This is a genomic window from Paenarthrobacter sp. NPDC090520, assembly GCF_044769205.1.
Classification (GTDB): domain Bacteria; phylum Actinomycetota; class Actinomycetes; order Actinomycetales; family Micrococcaceae; genus Arthrobacter.
The window spans coordinates 168,840-183,772 of record NZ_JBIVXM010000002.1 but is presented as its reverse complement, the minus strand read 5'-3'; the positions used below and the strand labels follow the sequence as shown (position 1 = coordinate 183,772).

Annotated in this window: 12 protein-coding genes; 4 read left to right on the top strand and 8 right to left on the bottom strand. The window is 64.6% G+C overall.

Annotation, left to right across the window (positions count from 1 at the left end; genetic code table 11):
• Positions 1-129 precede the first annotated feature (129 nt).
• Positions 130-684 carry a type II toxin-antitoxin system PemK/MazF family toxin gene (locus tag ACIQTZ_RS03505; protein ID WP_402977566.1) on the top strand — a complete coding sequence of 185 codons (555 nt, stop codon included), beginning with the start codon at positions 130-132 and terminating at the stop codon, positions 682-684.
• Between the two features lie 165 nt (positions 685-849).
• Positions 850-1,110, top strand: a complete 261-nt coding sequence (rpsT, locus tag ACIQTZ_RS03500; RefSeq protein WP_347107561.1) for a 30S ribosomal protein S20 — start codon at positions 850-852, stop codon at positions 1,108-1,110.
• A gap of 102 nt (positions 1,111-1,212) precedes the next feature.
• Here rpsT and holA read toward each other — a convergent pair whose 3' ends face one another.
• From holA to ACIQTZ_RS03460, 8 genes are all read right to left on the bottom strand, one after another.
• On the bottom strand, positions 1,213-2,229 hold the full coding sequence (gene holA, locus ACIQTZ_RS03495) for a DNA polymerase III subunit delta (protein ID WP_402977562.1): 1,017 nt from the start codon (positions 2,227-2,229) through the stop codon (positions 1,213-1,215).
• The gene (locus tag ACIQTZ_RS03490) at positions 2,148-3,917 is read right to left on the bottom strand and encodes a ComEC/Rec2 family competence protein (RefSeq protein ID WP_402977559.1); all 1,770 of its coding nucleotides are present in this window, start codon (positions 3,915-3,917) and stop codon (positions 2,148-2,150) included. The genes holA and ACIQTZ_RS03490 overlap by 82 nt, the downstream gene beginning before the upstream one ends.
• Positions 3,910-4,728, bottom strand: coding sequence for a helix-hairpin-helix domain-containing protein (locus ACIQTZ_RS03485; protein ID WP_402977556.1), 819 nt, complete (start codon positions 4,726-4,728; stop codon positions 3,910-3,912). The genes ACIQTZ_RS03490 and ACIQTZ_RS03485 overlap by 8 nt, the downstream gene beginning before the upstream one ends.
• Positions 4,729-4,793: 65 nt before the next feature.
• Positions 4,794-5,828, bottom strand: a complete 1,035-nt coding sequence (locus tag ACIQTZ_RS03480) for a DegV family protein (protein WP_402977553.1) — start codon at positions 5,826-5,828, stop codon at positions 4,794-4,796.
• An 8-nt stretch (positions 5,829-5,836) separates the two neighbouring features.
• Entirely contained in the window at positions 5,837-8,365 is a 2,529-nt protein-coding gene (gene leuS / locus ACIQTZ_RS03475; RefSeq protein WP_402977550.1) for a leucine--tRNA ligase, read from the bottom strand.
• A gap of 358 nt (positions 8,366-8,723) precedes the next feature.
• A complete protein-coding gene (gene glpK / locus ACIQTZ_RS03470) occupies positions 8,724-10,238 on the bottom strand; it encodes a glycerol kinase GlpK (protein ID WP_402977547.1) in 1,515 nt (504 codons plus the stop codon).
• A 54-nt stretch (positions 10,239-10,292) separates the two neighbouring features.
• Positions 10,293-11,045, bottom strand: coding sequence for an MIP/aquaporin family protein (locus ACIQTZ_RS03465; RefSeq protein ID WP_397321664.1), 753 nt, complete (start codon positions 11,043-11,045; stop codon positions 10,293-10,295).
• A gap of 93 nt (positions 11,046-11,138) precedes the next feature.
• Positions 11,139-12,923 carry a glycerol-3-phosphate dehydrogenase/oxidase gene (locus ACIQTZ_RS03460; RefSeq protein ID WP_402977544.1) on the bottom strand — a complete coding sequence of 595 codons (1,785 nt, stop codon included), beginning with the start codon at positions 12,921-12,923 and terminating at the stop codon, positions 11,139-11,141.
• 122 nt (positions 12,924-13,045) lie between these two features.
• Here ACIQTZ_RS03460 and ACIQTZ_RS03455 point away from each other — a divergent pair, with 122 nt between their 5' ends.
• Both ACIQTZ_RS03455 and ACIQTZ_RS03450 read left to right on the top strand, forming a co-directional pair.
• Positions 13,046-14,008, top strand: coding sequence for a sugar-binding transcriptional regulator (locus ACIQTZ_RS03455; RefSeq protein ID WP_402977541.1), 963 nt, complete (start codon positions 13,046-13,048; stop codon positions 14,006-14,008).
• Positions 14,009-14,042: 34 nt separating this feature from the next.
• Complete coding sequence (locus tag ACIQTZ_RS03450) at positions 14,043-14,924, top strand: aldo/keto reductase (protein ID WP_400332022.1); 882 nt, start codon at positions 14,043-14,045, stop codon at positions 14,922-14,924.
• Positions 14,925-14,933: the final 9 nt, after the last annotated feature.

The window sequence follows — 14,933 nt, the reverse complement described above, 5'->3', positions numbered from 1 at the left end:
TTCACCGTTCACTGGGCAGGGGCCAGCGCAGGACATACCGCATATCTGATCCTCCAGTGTCCCATGAACCGGCCGTTCAACGTACATTCCGGTCCGACGCACCCCGTGGCCAAGGGGTAGCTTTATCCCATGGCTTTGGACTTGCGACCCCTCGGCACCTTCATCCTGCGCTCCCTTAAGGCGTTGCGGGGAAACGGCACCGCCTCAGTTCCCCGGGATCGGCAACGCTCCGGGACCCCGGCGGCCAGGCAGCAGAGCCGGCCCACCGGCGTCGAACCCTTGCGCGGCGCTTATCCCGGCGACTACCACGGCCGGGTCACACCGCATTACGCCCCCAAACCGGACGGGAAGCCCGATCCGGGCGAGATCGTGTGGAGTTGGGTGCCGTACGAGGAGGATCACGCGCAGGGCAAGGACCGGCCGGTGCTGCTGGTGGGACGTGATGGAAAGTGGCTTCTTGGACTGATGCTGACCTCCAAGGACCACGACAACGGGATGCGGGCGGACGACTACGTGGACATCGGCGCAGGTCCTTGGGACCGCCAGGGCCGCCCCAGCGAAGTTAAAGTGGACCGCGTCATCCGACTGGATCCGGGCGCAGTCCGGCGCGAAGGAGCTGTACTCGGTAAAGCTGCCTTCGGTGATGTCGCTCGGGCCCTGGACGGGAAGTCCACCAGGAACTGAGGCATTCCGCAGTTCGCTCGTCTTTCTGCTATTCTTTATAGCTGTGTGTCCGTGCAGGTCGACGGCCACACATGGTTGGCTGCCATAGGCATCCCCACGCCGCTCAGTCGATGGCCAACCTGACAACCCTCTAGACCATTTCCGCATTAAAAAGAGAGTTCATACGTGGCTAATATCAAGTCCCAGAAGAAGCGCATCCTCACCAACGAGAAGGCTCGCCTGCGCAACAACGCAGTCAAGTCCGAGCTGAAGACGGCCATCCGCGCCGTCAACACCGCCGTTGCGTCTGCTGACAAGGATGCTGCTGGAACTGCACTTGCTGCTGCCAGCCGTAAGCTGGACAAGGCTGTCAGCAAGGGCGTTATTCACAAGAACAACGCTGCTAACCGCAAGTCGGCGATCTCCAAGAAGGTCAACGCACTCTAAGGTTTTTCCAGTTCGACTGAGCTGAACAGGAGGCCGGCACCCACGGGTGCCGGCCTCCTGGCTTTTAAGCCCAGCCCAGCGCCCAGCCCAACCAGGGCGTCCTCACTTGCGCTGGGCCGACGTCGAGATGACTGTGACTGCATGCTCCACGGCATACACGGGATCCCTCGACTCGCCCTTGACCTGGGCGTCAGCCTCGGCAATGACCTGGATGGAGCGGATGAGCCCCTCGGGAGTCCAACGGCGGACATCCCGCTGCGCCTGCTCCACGAGCCAGGGCTGCATGCCCAGGCTCTTCGCGATGGTCGCTGAGGACCCCTTGGCGCCCGCCACTTTGGCAATGGTCCGCAGCTTGGCCGCCAGTGCCGCCACCAACGGAACGGGATCAACTCCGGTGGAGACCGCATGCCGCAGGGTGGAGAGGGCCAACGGACCATTTCCTGCCATGGCCGCGTCCGCTACTTTGAAGGCCGTGGCCTCGACGCGGCCGCCATAGTATCTGTCTACGGTGTCCGCGGTGACGGCAGTGGTGGCGTCGGCGATGAGTTGGTTACATGCTGCGGCAAGCTCCGAAAGATTGGCTCCCACTGCATTGACGAGGGCCTGGACCGCCCCGCCCTCGATCCGCCGGCCGCCGGCTTTGAACTCCGCTACGACGAATGCCGTCTTGTCGGCGTCCTTTTTGAGGGGCTGGCAGTCGATCACGGGCCAGCCTGCGGCCTTGACGGCGTCGAGCAACTTCTTGCCCCGGACTCCCCCCGCGTGCCGCAGGACAAGGACCACGTCGTCTTCCGGCTGGGGAAGGTACTTCATGGCGTCAGCAAGGAAGGCGTCGTTCATCGACTCGAGGCCTTCGACTTCGACCAGCTTTCCTTCACCGAAAAGCGATGGGGTTACCGTCATGGCCAAGGAGCCGCCCTCGTATGCTCCCGCGTTGAGCCTGGTCAGCTCCACATCCGGGGTTGAGGAGCGGACCAGGGACCTGATGCGGTCCATCGCACGGATTCCCAAGTACTCTTCCGGTCCGGTGACCAGCACTACGGCGGCAGGCGTTGCGTCGCGCCATCCGGCGTTGTTTGCCGGGATGTTCTTGGCCCGGGTGTTCTGGGCAGCAGCCACTGGTGATTCCTTCCGGACGGGTTTGCGCAAGGTTTAAGTCTGCCACGTCCGCGGCGTAGGTGTTGATGGCGTCGACCGGCACCCCGCAGCGCAGCCCGGCACGAAGCAGGTCGCTCGAGGGATTCCAGGCCCTTCATGATGTTGCTGTGGAAGGTCAGCACCGCCACGCGGAAGCCTGCCGGATGGAGCAGGCTCCACGTTACGAGGACAGCAACGGTGGAGAAGGCAAGCATGGATGCGATCCCGACCGGCCCCTCCGCCCACGGCATGGCAGCACCTGGCAGGGCGGCGAAGAACCGGGCCACAGCTGCCACCATTCCGGCGCTGGTCCCCGCCACGGCCACGGGAGCCGCGGCCAGCCATGGCACCGAAGCCAACGGCACGGAGATGGTTCCGAGGATGGTGACGGGGGCTACCAATGGCCCAGCCAGCACATTGGCTGCGAGGGAGTAGGGCGAGAATTGGGGCTGCAGTGCAACGATGGCGGGTCCACACATGAACTGCGCTGACAGTGGAACGGCGATGCCCGTGGCCAACCACGCGGGAACCCATGCCGGAAACCATGACGCCAGGCGGCCGGCGAGCAACACGATACCGAGGGTGGCCAGGACGGAAAGCAGGAACCCGAATGACACCGACAAGCCGGGGTCAAGGAGCAAAAGCGAGGTGCTCGCAAGGCAGAGGAAGGACAGTGACCTGCCGCGACGCCCCGCGGTGAGGGCGGCCAGCCCCACCGTGCCCATGACCGCCGCCCGCAGGACGCTCGGATCCGGTCCGACCAGGACCACGAAGGCCGCCAGACCGGCAACCCCACTGATGGCCGCCAGGGGCCGCGGCAGGCGGAAGGTCCGGGCCAGCAGGATGAATCCACCCAGGACCAGGCTGCAGTTTGCACCGCTGACCGCGGTCAGATGGGTCATGCCCGTAGTTTTCATGGCCGCTTCGAGGCTCTCCGGCAGCGTGGAGGTGTCGCCGGTAACCATGCCCGGCAGCAGGCCTGCCGCGTCCAGGGGCAACCAAGCCGACGCTGTGCGGAATTGCTCCCGGGCCCGGGCCGCGGTTTGTTGGGGGTCGTAGGAATCAGCCTCCAGCACGGGCGCCGTTGACGCGGCCAGGACAGCGGCCTCGGGCTGGCCCTGCTTGCCCTCCCCCAGGGTTCCCGCGGTTCTCAGCGATTGTCCCGGCCGCACGCGCTCCCAGGCGTCCCCACCGATGACCAACACCGCGGCCGAATCTGTCACGGTATTGCCTTGGGAGGTGAAGTGTTCCACCTGCGCCGGGACGGCCCAGCGGCTTTCCCCGGAATGCCCTGGAACGGACAGCGCCGCCGGAGGACCGGTAACGCGGACCGTAATGACCACTCCATCGCTTCGGGCGGCAGCGGCGGCAAGCGGGCCCTGCTCGCGCCAGGCCATGTCCAAGGCACAGTGCAGGGCCACGGCGGCACCGGCCACGCAGGCCAGCGCGAGGGTGGACGACGTGGTCCGTACCCACATCCCCCGGCGTCGGCGTTTCCGTCCGGACACCGTCAAACCCAAGGCACCCACCACCAGCACAGCGCAGATCGAGGCGGACCACGGCTGGGGAGCCACCGTTCCCGCCAAAGCCGCCGCCCAGGCTGCGAGGGCTGTCGGGACCAGGCGTACGTCCAGTCGCCTGGCCGAGGTTCCTTCGGCGGACTCAGCCACCCTGCACCGTCACCAGGCCCTTGAGCGCTTCCATGAGCTTGGGGCCGATGCCGTCGATCGCGTCCAATTCCTCGACGGACGTGAAGGGGCCGTGATCCTTTCGCCAGTCCGCGATGCGCTGCGCCATGACGGGTCCCACGCGGGGCAACGTGCCGAGCTCCTCGACACTGGCGGTGTTGATATTGACTTTGGCCGAACTTCCCGGCCCCGCGGCACTTCCGACTTCCGCATCAGACTGTTCCTGCCCCGGAGGCGGGACGGGCGCATCCCCCGCACGCGGCACCACGATCTTGGCCCCGTCCGCCACCACTTCGGCCAGGTTCAGTCCGTCAAGACGGGCATCCTGGGCAGCACCTCCGGCCGCGTCAATGGCCTGGAAAACCCTGCTGCCCTCCGGCAAGGAGACCACTCCAGGTTTTTGCACGGCACCGGCGATGTGGATAACCACGGTCGCACCGGTCATCGTGACTTGCCCGGCCTCCGCACCGGGAACTGCTGCCTCGGAGGTTGCAGCAGGGGTGAGCGGTTCGATCAATGGTTGGTCCTGGCCGGTTTGCCAGACAAAGCACACGGCCGCCACCACGGCGGCCGGAGCCACCACGAACACCACGGCGCGGGGGCTGCGCCACCGGAAACGGGAAGGGACCGCCGTCGGCAGTCCGGCACTGTCACCGCCGTCGGAGGTCTGCTCCTCCACCGCAATCGCCAGCAGCGGTTCCGCCTGCACAGCGGGCTGGACATGACGGGACAGCCGCCGCCTGAACACCGCGGTTGCGGCATCGGACGAGGCGTCCTGGGTCCGGCGTGGCATGAATCGAGCCTATGGCCGGGTCCGAACGGGCACTGTTCCCCATCGGGACTATGTGGATAAAGCCGTCAATTGCCCGGCGTACTGCTTTCTCCCACAATGACGGCCAACACACCCAAACCGGCGTGTGCGGCAAGAACGGCGGGGAGGGAACTGATCTGGGCAAGCGGAGACTGGGGACATTTTTCGGCCAGCCGGGCGGCAAGTGACTTTGCCTCGGCTGGATTCCCGAAGTGGTGTACGGCCAGACGCGCCTGGCCGGGAGCGCGGGACGCGACGTCGGCGACGACGATCTCTTCCAACCGGGAGATGGCCCGTACAGCGGACCGGACCTTTTCCAGCGGGACGATCTTGCCGCCGTCGACGGCGAGGATCGGTTTGATGGAAAGCACCGTTCCCAGGAGCGAGGCGGCGGCGCCGATGCGGCCGCCGCGGCGAAGCTGCTCAAGGCTGGGGACGTAGAAGTAGACCTTGGTGCGGTCCATCCGCTCCACGGCGAAGTCCCGGACCTCAGCAGCTCCCCGGCCGTCGGCCGCGGCAACAACAGCGCTTTGAACACCCATCCCCTGCGCCATACCCACGGTCCGGGAATCAACAACTTCCACGGGAATCGTCACGCGGGCTGCAGCCAGGCGGGCTGCATCGGCGGTTCCGGAGAGTTCGGACGAGATGTGGATGGAGACTACGGCCTCAAATCCACGACGTTGGGCGGCCAGATACGCCTGCTCGAATTGGCCTGGCGATGGCCGTGAGGTCTTCACCGAGGCGCCGGAGGCAAGCGCCAACGACAACGTCTGGGTGATGTCGTCTTCACCTTCACCGTATATTTCGTTTCCCACCATCACCGGCATGGGAACAACAGCCAAACGACCGTCGGCCGTAAAGGCGGAAACCCAGTCGGCGGGCAACGCGGCTGCCGAATCGGTGACCACGGCAGTCGTGACGACGGCGGCAAGGGGCTCTTCAGCGACAGGAACCGGCGCCGCTGGTTGCCGGAGGCGCGCCACTCTTTCCTTGAGCCACATCCACGCGGGTGGTTCTCGCTCAGGCACGCAACCTCCAAAGATGATGGCCGGCCGCCGGCACAGTGCCGGCGGCCGCACAATCCCCGCTAGGCAGGAACGATGTTCACCAGTTTAGGTGCCCGCACGATGACGGTGCGGATGCCACGGCCGTCCATGGCGCGCTGGACGTTTTCCGATGCCAGCGCGCGTTCACGCAGTTCGTCTTCGCTGATGTCCGGGGAGACTTCCAGGCGGTCACGGACTTTCCCTTGCACCTGGACAACGGCAGTGACGGTTTCCTGGACCAGCAAGGACTCGTCGTGTGCGGGCCAACCTGCGTTGGCCACGGAGACAGGGTGGCCAAGGGCGTTCCACAGATCCTCCGCAGTGTACGGAGCGAAGAGGCTGAGGATCACGGCAACAGCCTCAACGGCCTCACGGACGGCGGGATCGGCTCCACCGGCACCGGAGTCGATGGTCTTGCGCGTCGCGTTGACCAGCTCCATGAGGCGCGCGACAACCACGTTGAACTTGTTGTTGTCCAGCAGTTCCGCGGCATCGGCAATGGTCTTGTGGGTCACGGTCCGCAGGGCACGGTCGCCCGTGGCCGGATCGGTGCCGGGTTCGCTGGTGACGTCCTGGCCAAGGCGCCACGCACGGGCCAGGAACTTACCCGACCCGGCGGGCGAAACGTCTGCCCAGTCAACGTCGTCCTCGGGCGGAGAGGCAAAAACCATGGTCAGGCGGACAGCGTCCACACCAAACTTGTCCAACTGTTCGCCGAGGTCCACGCCGTTGCCCAGGGACTTGCTCATGGCCTTGCCGCCATTGAGCACCTGCCCCTGGTTGAGCAGGGCGCTGAAGGGCTCGTTGGCTTCGATGAGGCCGATGTCCTTGATGACCTTGGTGAAGAAGCGGGCATACAGCAAGTGCAGGATGGCGTGCTCCACGCCGCCCACATACTGCCCTACCGGCATCCAGTCGTTGATCTTCGCCGGATCGAACGGGCCTTCAGTGAAGTTCGGCGAGACGAAACGCAGGAAGTACCAGGACGAATCGACGAACGTGTCCATGGTGTCGGTATCGCGCTGTGCGGCGCGGCCACAGTTGGGGCACTCGACGTTGACCCATTCGACGGCGGCGGCCAGCGGTGATGTGCCCTTGGGCGCCAGCGCCTCTCCGCGGAGATCTTCAGGCAGCCTCACCGGCAACTGGTCATCCGGAACCGGCACCTCGCCGCATTCGCCGCAGTGAATGATCGGAATCGGCGTGCCCCAGAACCGCTGGCGGCTCAACAGCCAGTCGCGGAGGCGGAAGTTGACGAACTTCTCACCGGTGCCCTGCTTTTCCAGGATGTCGATGGCAGCAGGGATGGCCTCGGCCTTGCTCAGGCCGTCCAGTGCGCCCGAGTTCTGCAGGGTGCCTTCGCCTGCGGTGGCTACGCCGGATTCCGCAGGATCGTCCTCGCCCGTGTTCAGTACGGCGCGGACAGGCAGGTTGAACGCCTTGGCGAAATCGAGGTCGCGCTGGTCGTGTGCGGGAACAGCCATGATGGCGCCCGTCCCGTAGTCGGCCAGGACGTAGTCCGCGGCCCACACGGGCAGCTTTTCGCCGTTGAGCGGATTGATGGCGTAGCGGCCAGTGAACACACCGGTCTTTTCCCGCTCTGTGGACTGGCGCTCGATTTCCGAGAGTGCCTTGACCTTTTCGCGGTACGCCATGAGTTCGTCATGCTGTTCCGGGGTGACCAGGTCCAGGGCCAGGTGGGCGTCTGCTGCGACAACAAAGAAGGTTGCGCCGTACAGGGTGTCCGGCCGGGTGGTGAAGACAGTGACTTCGCGTTCGGGGCGGCTTCCTTCGGCTTCAATGACGAAGCGGACGTGGGCGCCTTCCGAGCGGCCGATCCAGTTCCGCTGCATGGCGAGGACCCGTTCAGGCCAGTGGCCCTGCAACTGGTCCATGTCTTCGAGCAGGCGATCGGCGTACTCCGTGATCTTGAAGTACCACTGGTTCAGCGACTTCTTGGTGACGGGAGTGCCGCAGCGTTCACAGGCACCGTTGACCACCTGTTCGTTGGCCAGGACGGTGAGGTCCTTGGGGCACCAGTTGACCGGCGAGTCCTTGCGGTAGGCCAGGCCACGCTCGTAGAAGCGCTTGAACAGCCACTGCGTCCAGCGGTAGTACTCGGGATCGGAGGTGTGCAGGCGGCGGGACCAGTCGGCGGAAATGGCATAGCGCTTGAAGGACGCGGCCTGCGTATCGATGTTGGCGTAGGTCCACTCGCTGGGGTGGGCATTGCGCTTGATGGCCGCGTTCTCGGCCGGCAGGCCAAAGGAGTCCCAGCCGATCGGATGCAGGACGTCGTAGCCCTTCTGCCGGAGGTAGCGCGCCACGACATCGCCCATGGCGAAAGCCTCGGCGTGGCCCATGTGGAGGTCGCCCGAGGGGTAGGGGAACATGTCCAGCACATAGCGGCGCTCCCGCGAACCGTCATCTACGGGGGTGAACACCTTGAGGTCGTCCCAGACCTGCGGCCACTTGGCTTCCATGGCCGCGAAGCTGTAGACGCCCTCTTCGGGTGCTCCGGCTGCCGTTGCCTGTGCTGTTCCGGTCTCTGTCTCCGGCTGAACGCTCACTGCTGCCCTCTTCTGTTCTCGATGGCGGAATTACCTTCTGCTGTTGTCGCACGATCCCAAAGGCACAAAAACCCCCGGACACACAAAAGCCCCTCGACAATGGAGGGGCGGCCGCACGGCGAAGATTGCCGGGCGGCTAACTAAGCAGAAGGTTCGCACGCATACACATACCTTACCGCACCAAGCCCATGCGGTTGGTGCGGCGCGGAGCCTGGGCAGACAGAGGTTCCGGGGACTCCCGCCATGGTGTGGTGGGCACCCACGGTGGGCCCCCAGCTGCGAGGGCCCCACCGCGAGCTTGCGAGCGGCGGGAGCAGCTGGGGACGGGCAGGCGGGAGTCATCGGCCCCTTTTTTGAACTACTTCACATCCTCGTCCACCCAATCCATGGACTTGGTCACAGCCTTCTTCCACAACCGCAACTGCCGCTCCTGCTCTGCCGCATCCAGTTGCGGTTCCCAGCGCTTGTCCTCGCCCCAGTTGGCACTGAGCTCGCCGAGGTCGTTCCAGAAGCCCACAGCCAGGCCAGCGGCGTAGGCCGCACCGAGGGCGGTGGTTTCAATAACCTTCGGCCGGACCACCGGCACGCCCAGGATGTCCGCCTGGAACTGCATGAGGGCATCGTTGGCGACCATGCCGCCGTCGACCTTCAGCTCGGTGAGCGGCACGCCGGAGTCCGCGTTGACAGCGTCGAGTACCTCGCGGGTCTGGAAGGCCGTGGCTTCCAGGGCTGCCCGGGCGATGTGGCCCTTGTTGGCGTACCGGGTGAGACCTACGATCGCGCCGCGTGCGTCGGCACGCCAGTACGGGGCGAAGAGGCCGGAGAAGGCGGGCACGATGTACACGCCGCCGTTGTCCTCCACCGCGGCAGCAAGTTCTTCCACCTGCGGGGCCGAACTGATCATGCCGAGGTTGTCCCGGAGCCACTGGATGAGCGAGCCCGTGACCGCGATGGATCCTTCCAGCGCGTAGTGCGGTTTCTGGTCTCCCAACTTGTAGCCAAGCGTTGTCAGCAGGCCGTTCTTGGAATGGACAATCTCCTCGCCGGTGTTGAAGATCAGGAAGCATCCGGTGCCATAGGTGTTCTTGGCTTCACCGGGCTGGAAAGCCGCCTGGCCGAACGTGGCTGCCTGCTGGTCGCCCAGGATGCCGGCAACCGGGGTTTCCCGGAGCAACTGGGACGTGTGGACCTGGCCGTAGACCTCGGAGGAGGACTTGATGGCCGGCATCATGGAGGCCGGAACCCCAAAGACGTCCAGGATCTCCTGGTCCCACTGAAGCGTCTCCAGGTCCATGAACAATGTGCGTGAGGCGTTGGTGACATCGGTAACGTGCACGCCGCCGTCGGTCCCGCCGGTGAGGTTCCACAGCACCCAGGCGTCGGTGTTTCCGAAGAGGAGGTCTCCCGCTTCGGCCTTCTCCCGGGCTCCTTCGACGTTGTCCAGGATCCATTTGATCTTGGTCCCGGAGAAGTACGTGGCCAGCGGCAGGCCTACCTTTTGTTTGAACCGCTCCACTCCCCCGTCCTTGGCCAGTTCGTCGACGATCGGCTGGGTGCGGGTGTCCTGCCAGACGATCGCGTTGTAGACGGCCTCGCCGGTGTTCTTGTCCCAAACCACCGCGGTTTCGCGCTGGTTGGTGATTCCGACGGCGGCAATATCGTGCCGTGTCAGGTTCGCCTTGGAGAGGGCTGAGGCAATGACCTCGCGGGTGTTGTCCCAGATTTCGGCCGGGTTGTGCTCCACCCATCCTGCCTGCGGGAAGATCTGCTCGTGCTCCATCTGGCCCGTGGAAACGATGGTTCCCGCGTGGTCGAACACGATGGCGCGGGAACTCGTGGTGCCCTGGTCAATGGCGATGACGTATTGGTTCATGGTGACGTCCTTGTCTGTGGTTGGGTGGTTGGGTATTGCCTGTTTGGAAAGGGATCAGCCGGCGACGGCGGGCATGATGTCCGGAACCCAGATGGCCACGAGGCCTGCGAGGGCGCCACCAACAAGGGGTCCCACTACCGGAATCCAGGAATAGGCCCAGTCGCTGGAACCCTTGCCCTGGATGGGGAGGACAGCGTGCGCAATGCGCGGGCCCAGGTCACGCGCGGGGTTGATGGCGTAGCCGGTGGGTCCGCCAAGCGACACGCCAATGCCGACAACGAGCAGTGCCACGGCCAGCGGTCCAAGGCCCGAAGGCGTACCGCCGAAGGTCAGGATCACGAAGACCAGCACGAAGGTGCCGATGATTTCGGTGATCAGATTCCACGGCGTGGAACGGATGGCGGGGCCGGTGGAAAAGGTGCCCAGCTTGTTGGCCGGAAGGGGCTCGGCGTCGAAGTGCTGCTTGTACGCGAGCCAGCACACCACGGCACCAAGGAAGGCGCCCAGGAGTTCGCCGCCGAAGTAGGTCAGCGTGGATCCAAAGGTGACTGCGACGTCGGGGGCGTATTCCTTGCTGCCCTTGACGAGCAGGCCCAGGGTGACGGCGGGGTTGAGGTGGGCCCCGGACTTTGCGGCCACAAAGACGCCCGCGAAGACCGCAATTCCCCAGCCCCAGGTCACCATCAAGAATCCAGCGTTGTTGCCCTTGGTGCCTTTGAGCGCAACGTTGGCCACGACACCGCAACCCAGAAGGGTCAGCATCATGGTTCCGAATACTTCGGAAAGGAAAACAATTCCAAGAGACATCTTTGACTCCTCATTCTTCTGTTATCAGCCCCCTCGCGGGTGGAAGAGGCTGTTGGAACGGCACCGTCGCCAGTGCCGTTCCGGTGGTGGGTTTCAGTCCACCAGGCTGTGCACGTTGACCTTGTGGTAACGGTGCAGGACCTCCTGCGCGAGGCGGACTTCCGCCTGCCGTTTCGTGGCGTCCCAACCGAGGGGGCCACCAAGTGCCTCGGCAATCTCGTTCAGCAGTTCGCCCGTGACCAGGCCACGGAATGCGAGCGAGGTGCGGCGGATCAGCACGTCAACCAAGTGCCCTACCTGCTCGTTATGTGCCATGAATTCCAGTTCCCTGACACTGAGTTCGCGGGTGGACCGCAGCGGGGCGTCCTCGCCGGCTTTCAGGAAAGCGATGACTTCCCCGGCGCGGGTGCCGTAGCGGGTCAGCAGCCCTTCAACCCGGCCCGCATCCAACCCCGGTCCCATATGCGACTTGATCCATTCCTGTTCGGCCTGGGCGGTCACGGGGAAGCCCGCGCCGCCGCCGATGGCGAGTTTCGCCGTCGAGACCTTGCGTTCTTTTCCGAGTTCCCGGAGGACGTCGTTGGTCATGTGTTCGGCCAACGCGCGGAACGTTGTCCATTTGCCGCCCACCAGGCTCAGTACGACGGCGGCCTTGCCGCCCGGCGTCGCGGCCGCGCCTTCGCCGGTGCGAACCGAGCGTTCGATCCGGTAGTCCCGGGAGACGAACCCGGGCTGGGTGGCGTCATGCCGCGGCAGGGGTCGGACGCCGGAAAAGCTGTAGACGATGTGGTTGCGGTCCACGGCGATGGTGGGAAACACGTGGCCCACCAAGTCGAAGAAGTAGTCCACCTCTTCTTCGGTGCACACCGCATCCTGGGACATGTCCGCGTCGACGTCGGTGGTTCCCACCAGCACGCGGTCGCCCATGGGGTAGATGAGGACGATGCGGCCATCAGTGTGCTCGAAGAAGATTTCCCTGCCGTTGCAGGCGGCGAGGAGTTCCGGGTGGTCCAGGACGATGTGCGATCCCTTGGTGCCGCCCATGAAGGTGCTGGCAGCACCCATGGCCTGGTTGGTGAGATCCACCCACGCACCAGTGGTGTTGACGATGACGTCCGCCTGGAAATCGAATTCCGCACCGGTCAGTTCATCGCGAAGCCGCACCCCGTTGGCCCCCATGGAGACCAGTGAAACATAGTTGCTGGCACGGGCGCTGCCCCCTGCTGCTCCGCCTGCCGCGTGTCCTGCCTTCTCGCCGTCCTGGAGGACATCCAGCGTGAGCCGCTCCGGGTTGTGCACGGAAGCGTCGAAGTAGGTGGCGGTGTACTTGATGCCTTGGTGCAGTTGCGGCAACGCGGCCAGGGCCTTGTCGCGGCCAAGGAACTGGTGCTTCGGAACACTGCCGCCATCGCGGGAGAAGAAATCGTAGATGCTCAAACCGAGCTTGATGAGGAAAGCGCCGCGTTCCTTCGGCTTTCCCTGCTTGTGGGTCAGGAAACGCACCGGGGCAGAAAGAATGCCGGAGAAGGTGCTGAAGATCGGGATGGTGGTCTGGAGCGGCTTGACGTAGTGGGGTGCTATCCGCAGCAGGCGGTTGCGTTCCACCACAGATTCCTTCACCAGGCGGAACTCGCCGTTTTCCAGGTAGCGGATACCACCGTGGATCATGTGCGACGACGCGCCGCTGGCACCCTGGCAGTAGTCTCCGCGTTCCACGAGTGCCACGTCCACGCCCTGCAGTGCCAGATCCCGGAACGTCCCCACTCCGTTGATGCCGCCTCCGATGATGAGTACCTGGGCTGAGGGGCGTTCCTTCAAGGCCGCTGCCGATTCACGCCGACGTGCCTCGGACGAGGTACCGGAAATCCTGTTTCCCAAAACTGCTCCCTTGGGCTTGGTTCGTGCGTGGCGCTCCCCGCCGCTGCACCTTTCACCACTAATCTGGCGAAGGTGGAAAATGGAGTCAAGCTATTTGCACAAACGTGCAGCAAGGAAATGAGATGGGACGATCACGCCATTCGGATGCGCTGAGGGCCGCACAGATGTACTACCTCCAGGACCTGACCATGGACGCGATCGCCCGTGAGTTGAGGACCTCGCGTTCAACGGTTTCCCGGCTGTTGTCCTCGGCCCGGGAAACCGGCCTGGTTCAGGTCCAGATCAAGAGCCCCTTTGATACGGCGCCCGAACTTGAAAGCCAGATCCGCGACCGCTTCGGAGTGGACGTCCACGTGGTTCCGGTACTGGACACCCTGAACGAAGCCGAGACCCTGGACCGCGTTGCCATGCAGGCGGCCCGGACCATTGGCCCCCTGGTGGACTCGAACGCCATCATCGGGGTGGCCTGGGGAGCCACATTGAGCGCGGTCAGCCGGCACCTCACCCGCAAGGTGACGCACGACAGCATCGTGGTGCAGTTGAATGGGGCCGAAAACATGCAGACCACCGGTATTACCTACGCCAGCGACATCATGCGGCGTTTCGGAGGCGCCTATGGTGCACGGGTGGAGCAGTTCCCCGTTCCTGCTTTCTTCGACCACGCCGCCACCAAGACAGCCATGTGGAATGAGCGCAGCGTGCAGCGGATCCTCGATGTGCAGGCCCGCATGAGCATTGCCATCTTCGGCGTGGGCTCAGTGGACTCCGACTACCCCAGCCATGTCTACGCCGGCGGCTACCTCGATGAACAGGACCTGGCGGCGCTGGCAGAGGACGACGTGGTGGGCGACGTTGCCACGGTCTTCTTCCGCAGCGACGGATCGTCGGACGGCATCACCTTGAACGAACGGTCCACCGGCCCCAGCCACGAACAACTACGCCAGGTCAGGCGCCGGATTTGCGTGGTCTCCGGTGCTTCCAAGATCAATGGGCTCCAGGGGGCGTTGGCTGCCGGGCTGGCAACGGACCTGATCCTCGATGAAGCATCTGCGCGGAGGCTGGTGAGTTTCACTGCCCACTCCTGAGGCAATCCGCCCCGGAATGGGTAGAGTCGTTGCTATGAGATTCCCGGCACGGCTGAGCCTGAACAACGGCGTCATGATGGACCAGATGGGCTATGGCCTGTACAAGGTCCCCCCGGCTGATGCCGACGCCTTGGTCAGCACTGCACTGGGGGAAGGCTACCGGCGCTTCGACACCGCAGCCATGTACGGAAACGAAGTCGGCGTGGGCCGGGCGATCGGCGGGGCCATCGGCGACGCACGGGACGCCAACCTGGGCACGGGCGGATCCGGTGAATCCGTCCACGCACTGACGCGCGAGGACGTTTTCGTCACCACCAAGGTCTGGAACGACCACCATGGCTACGATGCGACGCTCCGAGCCTTCGACACCTCCATGGCCAACCTTGGCCTGGACTACGTGGATCTGTACCTCATCCACTGGCCCTGCCCGGCCCGTGGACTGTTCGCTGAGACGTACAAGGCCTTGGAGACCCTTTACCGTGAGGGCAAGGTCCGGGCCATTGGCGTGTCCAACTTCCAGCCGGACCATCTTGAACAGCTCATGCAGTCCGCCGAAGTGGTTCCCGCCGTGAACCAGGTGGAACTGCATCCTTGGCTGCAGCAGGCCCGGCTCAGGACCCTGCACAGCCAGCTCGGCATCCGGACCGAGGCATGGAGCCCCTTGGGCCGCGGGCAGGTCCTCGGGGATCCGGCAATCGTTGCCCTGGCGGAAAAGTACAAGAGGACTCCCGCGCAGGTCATCCTTCGCTGGCACCTGCAACTGGGGAACCTGGTCATACCGAAGGCCAGCACGGCAGGACGCATCAAGGAGAACGTCAACGTCTTCGATTTCGAACTGGACAGCGAGGACCTGGACGGTATGGCGGGCCTGGAACGCCACCACCGTACGGGCTCGCATCCGGACAACGTGAACTAGGAATTACTG